The 9,358-nt window shown below is 39.7% G+C and carries 9 protein-coding genes; all 9 read right to left on the reverse strand.

The features are described from left to right. Positions 1-125: 125 nt before the first annotated feature. Complete coding sequence (ftsW, locus tag NSA01_RS09360) at positions 126-1,229, reverse strand: putative lipid II flippase FtsW (RefSeq protein ID WP_257481200.1); 1,104 nt, start codon at positions 1,227-1,229, stop codon at positions 126-128. Between the two features lie 5 nt (positions 1,230-1,234). Then, positions 1,235-2,611 carry a UDP-N-acetylmuramoyl-L-alanine--D-glutamate ligase gene (gene murD, locus NSA01_RS09365; protein ID WP_257481201.1) on the reverse strand — a complete coding sequence of 459 codons (1,377 nt, stop codon included), beginning with the start codon at positions 2,609-2,611 and terminating at the stop codon, positions 1,235-1,237. 11 nt (positions 2,612-2,622) lie between these two features. After that, positions 2,623-3,627, reverse strand: a complete 1,005-nt coding sequence (mraY, locus tag NSA01_RS09370; RefSeq protein WP_257481202.1) for a phospho-N-acetylmuramoyl-pentapeptide-transferase — start codon at positions 3,625-3,627, stop codon at positions 2,623-2,625. After that, positions 3,627-5,000 (reverse strand): UDP-N-acetylmuramoyl-tripeptide--D-alanyl-D-alanine ligase, encoded by a 1,374-nt coding sequence (locus tag NSA01_RS09375; RefSeq protein ID WP_257481203.1) that lies wholly within the window; start codon positions 4,998-5,000, stop codon positions 3,627-3,629. The genes mraY and NSA01_RS09375 overlap by 1 nt, the downstream gene beginning before the upstream one ends. Before the next feature lie 74 nt (positions 5,001-5,074). Beyond that, positions 5,075-7,276 (reverse strand): penicillin-binding transpeptidase domain-containing protein, encoded by a 2,202-nt coding sequence (locus tag NSA01_RS09380; RefSeq protein ID WP_257481204.1) that lies wholly within the window; start codon positions 7,274-7,276, stop codon positions 5,075-5,077. Between the two features lie 15 nt (positions 7,277-7,291). Next, positions 7,292-7,711: a hypothetical protein gene (locus NSA01_RS09385; RefSeq protein ID WP_257481205.1), complete on the reverse strand. Its 420-nt coding sequence runs from the start codon at positions 7,709-7,711 to the stop codon at positions 7,292-7,294. A gap of 44 nt (positions 7,712-7,755) precedes the next feature. Beyond that, entirely contained in the window at positions 7,756-8,682 is a 927-nt protein-coding gene (gene rsmH / locus NSA01_RS09390) for a 16S rRNA (cytosine(1402)-N(4))-methyltransferase RsmH (protein WP_257481206.1), read from the reverse strand. After that, entirely contained in the window at positions 8,682-9,119 is a 438-nt protein-coding gene (gene mraZ, locus NSA01_RS09395) for a division/cell wall cluster transcriptional repressor MraZ (RefSeq protein ID WP_007049476.1), read from the reverse strand. Before mraZ ends, rsmH begins: the two co-directional genes overlap by 1 nt. A gap of 54 nt (positions 9,120-9,173) precedes the next feature. Continuing rightward, positions 9,174-9,358: hypothetical protein (locus NSA01_RS09400; protein WP_257481207.1), on the reverse strand; the 185-nt coding region annotated here is incomplete at its 5' end.

A 9,358-nucleotide genomic window follows, 5' to 3' on the forward strand; every position in this document is an offset into this window, starting at 1 on the left:
GTTTTAGGGGCAGAGCCCCTGGAATCGGTTGTAGGGCGAAGCCCTACATAGTGGTGTAAGGGACAGCGTCCCTTATAGAGGGTTGCAGGGTATCCCCTGCAAAGTGGTTCGCCCTTTTGGGCGAGTTAAATATTACAATGCTTGGATATATTAAGTACTACCCCCATACCGCACATCAGAGATATAAGGGAGCTAGCCCCCGCACTGACGAATGGAAGAGGCATACCCGTAACGGGTATAAGTGCTGTCGCAACACCGATATTTATAAATACTTGTAATCCGAGAAGTCCCGCCATTCCTCCGCAGAAAAGCATGGAAAAACTGTCAGGTGCATTAAGAGCGATTATTACACATCTCCAAATGAGGAATAAGTAAACCGCGATAAGTATGATACCGAAAATAAGTCCCATTTCCTCACCGATATGAGCGAATATAAAGTCATTCTGAGGCTCGGGCATGAATAAAAGCTTTGCTTTACCCTGACCGAAACCGCGTCCGAGAAGCCCTCCCGAACCAAGCGCCATAAGTGACTGACAAATCTGCCACCCTGCACCTTTTATATCAGCCCAAGGGTCAAGAAAAGTAAGCATTCTCGTAAGTCTCCATGGGGTACTTATGATCATGAAGACTATCCCTCCCACACCCGCTATTACAACGGGAATGAAATATTTGAGGTTCATACCTCCGATTATAAGCATACCTACTATAAGTGCTCCTATGATAGTTGCCGTAGAAAGGTTAGGCTCCAAAGCGATAAGTCCGCATACTATTAAAGCAAGTCCTATGACAGGCAGTATCCCGTAACGAAAACTTCTTATAAGTTCTTTTTTCCTTTCGATATAATAAGCAAGGAAAAGTATAAGAGCTATTTTGGTAAACTCGCTGGGCTGTATGGTCCCGAGGCTTCCTATCCTTATCCACCTTTTAGCTCCGTTTACGTTCGTACCTATAAAGAGTACGAGAACAAGCATTATTATTACCCCGATCATAACGATGGGAGCAAAGTGCTTTGTTTTACGATAGTCTATATTTGAAATAGTTATCATCAAGATAGTTCCGATGATAGCAAAAATAAGCTGCTTGGTAAAATAGGAAAAAGGACTTCCGCTTATTCCCGAGTTATACATACTGGCAGAAAAAATAGAAACTATACCAAATATGGTAAGCCCCATAATCGTAAGGAGCAGCCAGTAATCCATTGTCCTTTTCCTTTTTCTTCCTTCGTTCATTTAACTTATCCTTTCAAATTTTTTACGTAAGATTTAAACGCTCTTCCCCTTTGTTCGTAGTCGTCAAACATATCGAAGCTTGAAGTCGCGGGAGATAGAAGCACACATTCTCCTTTATCCGCAAATTCAGTTGCTTTTTTGCACACTTCGTCAAATCCGCCTTCCACCATATGATAATTTTTATAATCATATTTATCCAAAGTATCTTTTATCTTATTTTGCACGACTCCGTACAAAACGATACATTTAATATTATCATTAATACTTTTGGCTAATTCGTCGAAAGGTGTCATTTTGTCATATCCGCCCAGCATCAGCACCGTCTTTTTCTTCATCGCTTTCATAGCGGTCACCGTAGCGTCTACGTTGGTGCCTTTTGAGTCGTTTATATATTCTATGCCGTCAACGGTATCAACATACTCGATTCTGTGTTCAACACTCTTAAAATTTTTAAGAGTATTTACAAGATTTTCTTTTTTCACACCTTTTACTGCCGCCGCCAAAGAAGCAGCCATAACGTTCATAACGTTATGAAGTCCGTAAAGCTTGAGTTCGTTTATATTAATAAGAGGATATACTTCCCCCTTAAAATTGATGATTATATTTTCATCTTTTAAATAAGCATTGGCATTTTTATCTTCCTTAACGGTGAATGTAAGTACTTTGCTTTTTGCATTCTTACTTAAATCCATGAGTATCTCATCTTCTTTATTTATTATGAGATAATCATTTTCATCCTGATTTACGAATACATTTTCCTTTACCCTTACATACTCTTCGAATGTACCATGTCTTTCGAGATGGTCGGGGGTGATATTCGTCATGATAGCGATATCGGGTTTGAATTTATCCGTAAGTTCAAGCTGGTAAGAACTTACTTCCAAAGCGTATACACTGTTTTCGTCCCCTTTTACCGCATCGTTTATGAATGAATTGCCGATATTCCCGTTTACATAAGTATCATATCCCGCATTTTCAAAGATATCTCCCACCAAAGTCGTGGTTGTGGTTTTGCCGTTTGTCCCTGTTATGGCTATTTCATAACCTTTACAAAAAGAATTCGCAAATTCAAATTCCGAGTACACGGGTATGTCATTCTTTTTAGCCGTAACTATAGGAAAAGCCTTAGGAGGAACCGAAGGCGAAACTATCATCATTTCACATTCTTTTATTTCTTCTTCCTTAGGCTGTCTGCCGAGTATGAATGTTATATTTTTATCATTTTTTATTGTATCTATCCCAAATCCCAAAGGAACTATGTCTTCATATTCCTTCGTATCAGTTAAATAAACCTTTTTATTTTTACCGCTTAAAAATTTAGCTGTGGAAACGCCGCTTCTGCCGCCCCCCACAACCATATATATTCCGTCTTTTAAATCCATTTTTCTACTCCTTAATTAAACATAATAGGAAGTGATAAAAGTGAAATCATCACAAGCACTGCCGTGGTTATCCAAAAACAAGTCACTATCTTGGTTTCATGGTGTCCGAGAAGTTCAAAGTGATGATGTATCGGCGCCATTTTAAACAGTCTCTTTCCTCCGGTCTTCTTGAAGTATCCCACCTGAAGGAGTACCGATAATGCTTCTACGAAGTAAACTCCCCCCGCTATCAATATGAAAAGTTCCGACCTTGTGAAGATAGAGATTATCACCACCGCACCGCCGAGAGCCATAGACCCCGTGTCCCCCATGAATATGGAAGCAGGATGTGCGTTATAGCATAAGAACCCGAGACAGGAACCTATCACGCTCGCAGAGAATATATTCATCGATGTAAATCCGTTTGCTAGGGAAAATACAAGGAAGAAGAATACTATTATCATAGTTACACCGCAGGCAAGCCCGTCAAGTCCGTCCGTAAGGTTTGCGGCATTTACCACAGCAACTATCGCTATTACCACAAAAGGTATATAAAGCCACCCGAGGTCCCAGTTAAGATTAGTAAAAGGAACCACTATACTCGTTCCGATGGAAGGGTGAAAAGCAGCATAAACCGCAACCGCACCCGCAGCCGAAAACTGTAAAAGCAGTTTTTGAATAGGAAGCATTCCCAGATAAGGTACGAGGACGCCTCCTTCCGAGTTAAGTCTGTTCTTTTGAACCATTTTTATATAATCGTCAAGGAAACCTATAAGTCCGAATATAAGAGTCACAAAAAGAGCGAAGACAAGGTCTCCGTCCGCTTTTGAAAAGAAAATGATGCATGTGACAAGTATGCCGAGCATCATCACAAGCCCGCCCATAGTAGGCGTACCGGCTTTCTTATAGTGGCTCTTTGGTCCCAGTTCCCTGATTGTCTGACCCATTTTCAGTCTTTGCAGGAAAGGTATGAATTTTGGTGTAAGTAAAACCACTACCGCAAATGAAATAAGGGTAGCAAGAATTGAATATACCATTAAAATACTCCTCCTTTTTTGATCGCATCGACAACGTCTTCAAATTTCATGCCTCTTGAAGCCTTTACCAATACAAAATCACCTTCTTTTAGAAAATCAAATACTTCTTCGACCAAATAATTTTTCTCGAAAAAATATAGTGCTTTGCCCGGATCCATACCGTTTTCGCCGGCACCTTTGATATAGTGCATAGCGTAGTCTCCGCATGCAAGAAGCAGTTCTACCCCGTTTTCGGCAGCGGCTTTACCGCATTTTTCGTGCTCTTCTCCGCTTTTTTCTCCGAGTTCGAGCATATCGCCGAGAACGGCTACTTTTCTATTATTGCCGCCGATCCTGTTTAGTAAACCTAAAGCTTCCTTTAAAGCTTCGGGATTTGAATTATAAGTATCGTCTATTAGTGTAATGCCGTTTACTTCTTCTATCTTCATCCTGTTACCTGTAGGCATAAAATCGTCCAATCCTTCTTTTATTTGTTCGTAGCTAAGCCCGAAGTGAAATCCTGTGTATATTGCGAAAAGTGCATTGTAAACGCTGTATTTAGCGGGGACCTTAGTGCAGAAAGTATAGTTTTTACCATTGTAATTCACCATAAACTTCGCTCCCTTTGAGCTATATAAGATATCGGCAGCTCTAAGATCCCCGTGATCGATACCGACTTTGACGACGTTGAAATCATCGTTTGTATAATCCTTAAAAAATTCGCTATCTCCGTTAACAAGGAGGGTCCCGCCTTTTTTAAGCCCTTTTGTTATTTCCATCTTTGCTTTGAATATATCTTCTTTGCTTCCCAAATTTTCGATATGAGAAACACCGACATTCGTTATCATGGCAAGATCCGGATTTACAAGTCCGCTTACTTTTTCTATCTCGCCTTTATGGTTCATACCCATTTCCACTACGGCTATTTCATCTCTCTCTTCAAGGTTGAAAAGAGTTAGTGGTACTCCCGTGGTGGAATTGAAATTCCCTATGGTCTTCATCGTTTTATATTTTTTACTTAAGACACTTGCCGTCATATCCTTTGTGGTTGTCTTTCCAGCACTTCCGGTAAGAGCTACAAAAGGGATATCGAATTTATCCTTATAGCTCTTTGCCATATCGTAAAGGGCTTTTAGCGTGTCTTCAACTTTGATTTGATAACACTCCGCCCCTTCTATTTCTCTTTTTACAACTATCGCACAAGCACCGTTTTCATAAGCACTCACGGCAAAATCATGTCCGTCCATTTCCGTCCCGTCGAGAGCAAAAAACACGCTTCCTTTTTTCGCAAGACGGCTGTCTATGACCACATCGGTCACTAAATTTTCTTTCCCCTCACGGATTATCTTACCGTTTATCATCTTCGATAGTGTATCTATACCTATACCATTCATACATTACCTCATATATTTTAATATGTGTCTTATTATATCACTTTTTGCGTTTAATAAAAACATTTTATGAGCAATTACTTGACATATTTGAATGTAACAGTTACTTTAGTACCCTTTTTAATACTTGTACCTGCCTTTACGCTTTGTGACTGAACGATGCCTCCGCCTTCGATCTCCATAGTAAGACCTATCTTGGTCAATGCTTCGTTTGCACTCTGTACGCTCATACCGGTTAAATCAGGCATGGTAACATTTTCCGAAGAAGAATCATCTACAGTCAGAGTTATCGTCTTCGAGTATGTTTCCTGAACGTTGGTCTGACTTACAACCACTGCGTTATCATCACTGACTTTTTTATTTTTATAATTTACCTTATATTTTATCTTTAGAGTATCAAGCAGGCTCTTTGCATCCGTAAGGCTTTCCCCTCTTACATCGGGAACCACGACTTTTGTGCTGAGTGTCTTGATATCTTTTGAACTGTCATCGCTTTTGGTCTTTAAGTAGTTTACCGAATTCTTGAGTATTTCAGATGCGATAGGTGCAGCGGTCGTACTTCCGTAACGTCCGTTGGTAGGTTCATCACAAAGGACTATTACCGCAATTTTAGGGTCGTTGTACGGAGCAAACCCAAAGAACGAACATACATATTTTGAATGGGAGTACTTTCCGTCTACTATCTTTTGAGCAGTACCCGTCTTACCGCCCATTTTAAGAGATTTCGTATCATACTTTTTAAGAACTTCGGACTTTGTTATAACCCCTCTTAAATACTTACGCATAGTCGAAGAAGTATCTTTTGATATTATCTGTCTTACCACTTCTTTTTCATATGTCGTGGTAACGGTATTGTCTTCTCCCTCGGTAACGTATTTAACAAGCTGAGGTTTTAACAGATATCCGCCGTTTATCGTAGAAGAAAGAGCCATCATCATCTGGATAGGAGTGGTGGATATACCCTGACCGAAAGCCTTTGTTACAAAGTCTACTACATTCACATCTTGGTTGGGAGGAACTATCCCTCCTTCTTCTCCTCCGAGAGATATTCCCGTCTTTGAACCGAAACCGAAGTTATATATATAATCGTAGAATGTGTCGGGTCCCATACGCATGGCAATTTCCATCATGGCAGGGTTGCATGAATTTGCAAGGGTCTCTCCGAGAGACTGACTCCCGTGTCCGTTTGGATAGACACTACATCTTATTTTTGTTCCCGCAACTACTTTATACCCCTTGCAGTAAAATCTTGAAGACTTATCTATTGAGCCTTCTTCCAGTGCAGAGGAAACCGTCACGGGTTTGAACGTAGAACCCGGTTCGTAGTTCAAACTGATATTTGGGTTATCCCACATCAAAGCAAGCTTTTCGCTGTTTGTCATTTTCTTTTTCTTACCGCTCTTTGTGGTTTTATAAAATTCCGAAGACATCTTCTTTTTAAATGAATTATCCAGTTTCCATGGATCGTTTAGATTATAGCTTGGGTTTGTCGCCATGGCGAGTATCTCCCCTGTTGAAGGATCCATTGCCAAAGCCATTACCCTCTTCGAGCCTGTCTTCTTTATCCCCGTCTCTATGGCGTTTTCCGCGTACATCTGGATAACGCTGTCTATGGAAAGGACAAGATTACTTCCGTTTGTCGCTTCCTGTCTTACTTCACTGCCCGAAGCTATCTTTCTTCCGCTGCCGTCGGTTTGATAAAGAACTACTCCGTCTTTACCTGCAAGTACGTCATTATAGCTGGCTTCCAAACCGTAAAGTCCCTGATGATCCACACCTGTGAAGCCCAATAAATGAGAAGCGAATTTACCGTTAGAGTAATATCTCTTTTTATCTTCTGTGACGGATACACCGTTATAGCCTTTATTTTTTATTTTAAGTCCTACGGAATTATCCACTTTTCTTTTTATAAGTTCGTTGTTTGAAGAAGCGTTGCTTACCTTTTTATATACATCTTCATATTTAAGGTCAAGCATCTTTGCAAGGTATTCGCTTACTTCTTTTTTCTTGTTTTTATCTACACTTGCGGGAGAAACATATATACTCGAACAAGTCGCGTCTTTCGCAAGTAAAGCCATGTTTCTGTCATAGATATCTCCCCTGGACGCCGTTATGGGAAGACGCTGCATCAACATGGCTGATTGTTTATTTCCGTATTCAACTGCTTTGAAACCTTGTATGTACACCAGCTTACACACCAGTGCTATAAATAATATACATACAAAAGCAAATATAAATAATATCCTTTTCTTTTGTCTAAGATCTAAAAAAGTTTTCAAAAGTGACCACCTTTACTAATTGCCGGCAAAACCACTAAATAATTTAGAGAGTGCATTCCCGCCTTTTGTATTTTGTGCACTGGCACTTTTGCTGTCGGTAAGAGCTTCATCTTCGCTTTGTACATTTACCGCAACAAAATAACTGTTCCCCGGCTTAATCATACCATATTTTTCTATTGCTACCTTTTGGACTTTGTTCAAGTCTCTCTTGGCAAGTAATTTCCCCTCTAAACTGTCATTTAACATTTTAGCATCTTTTAATTGATTTTCAAGCTTAGATATCTCAATATCCGTCCTGTTTATCCTGTAACTTTGCCAAGTAATAACAGATAATAAAATCGCGGCAATCAGACATAGAAACAAAACCGTATCAAAAGTAAATACTTTTTCATTTTTCTTCTGTTCATATCTAGCACTTTGTTTTTCTCTTGTCATTTGCTGCTCCTTAAATTATATTTTAAAATTTATCTTATTATTACTTAAAGTTTTTCGATTACTCTAAGCTTTGCACTTCTCGAACGAGGATTTTCTTCTATTTCTTCTTCGGTAGGTAAAACAGGCTTCCTCGTAAGCACCTTTACCTTAGGTGTATTCCCGCATACACATACCGGGAATTCCTTTGGGCATGTACACCCTTTTGCATACTCCGAAAATACTTTTTTTACTATCCTGTCTTCGAGAGAATGGAAGGTTATAACTGCCAGCCTTCCTCCTTTATTTAAGACATCTATCATATCTTCCACCGACTGCTTCAATGCGTCGATTTCATCATTTACTTCTATCCTGATAGCCTGGAATGTTTTCTTTGCGGGATGTTTCTTTTGATGAAACTTCTTTGGTATGGCATTTTTGATTATCTCTACCAGTTCATATGTAGTCTCAATGGGTTTTTCTTCCCTGTTTTTTAATATGTGTTTGGCTATGTTTCCCGCAAACTGCTCTTCGCCGTACTCGCTTATGACCCTTCTTAAATCTTCGTAAGAATAAGTATTTACAAGTTCCTTTGCGGAAAAGCTTTTGGATTTATCCATCCTCATGTCCAAAGGACCGTCTTTTTTAAAAGAAAAGCCTCTCGTCTCATCATCTATTTGAAATGAAGAGACTCCAAGGTCTGCCATCATCCCGTCTATTTTATCTATACCTAGATCCATTAATATGTCTTTGATATCATGAAAGTTCCCTCTCACGAATTTTTTTTTGCAATCGGTACCTTTAAGTCTTTCTTTAGCCCTGTCAAATACAAAATCATCCTGATCTATACCTATGAAGTACCCTTCTTCCGACAGTTTTTCACATATCCCCAGACTGTGCCCCGCACCGCCCATGGTACCGTCGACGTATATCCCGTCTTCTTTTATATTTAACATATCTATTGTTTCCTGATATAAAACGCTGATGTGTTTCATTATAGAGTTATCCCCGCTTCAAACATTTCCTGTGCCACATCTTCCATGCAGTCATCGGATACATCATTGTATTTAGCCCATTCTTTGCTGTCCCAAATTTCAACCTTGGTTTCAACACCTACGACGACTATGTCCTTTTCTATCCCCGCATATTCCATCAAAGAAGCGGAAACCTTTGTTCTCCCCTGTTTATCGGGAGTACATTCAAGGGCACTGCCGAGGATGAACCTTGAAAAACGTCTGGCGTTCCTGTCAGTGGTAGGCAGACTTTTTATCTTCGCGGCAAGCTCGTCCCAAGCCGATTTCGGATAGACCGAGATACACTTATCAAGACCTTTGCACATAATAAAAGAATCACCAAGTTCACATCTGAATTTGGCAGGTACATTTATTCTTCCTTTTGTGTCAACTGAATGATTATATTCTCCTGATAGCATAATTCTTACCACTCTGTACCAATTTATGTGTTTATTTTACCACCTCATACCACCTTACGCAACTAAAAATGGATTTTTTTTAATGTTTTTTGGTAATTTTAATCTTTTTAGAACATACTTTCTAAATTTCAGTGGATAACCTGTGGATAAGATATTTCTTTGAAAAGAAACAAACCTCCTAGGGGCTCTGCCCCTTACACCCCTTGCAGGGTTCCACCCTACAACCCGCCATTTTTTGC

Origin of the sequence: Anaerofustis stercorihominis, assembly GCF_024623185.1 — a bacterium.
Lineage (GTDB): Bacteria > Bacillota > Clostridia > Eubacteriales > Anaerofustaceae > Anaerofustis.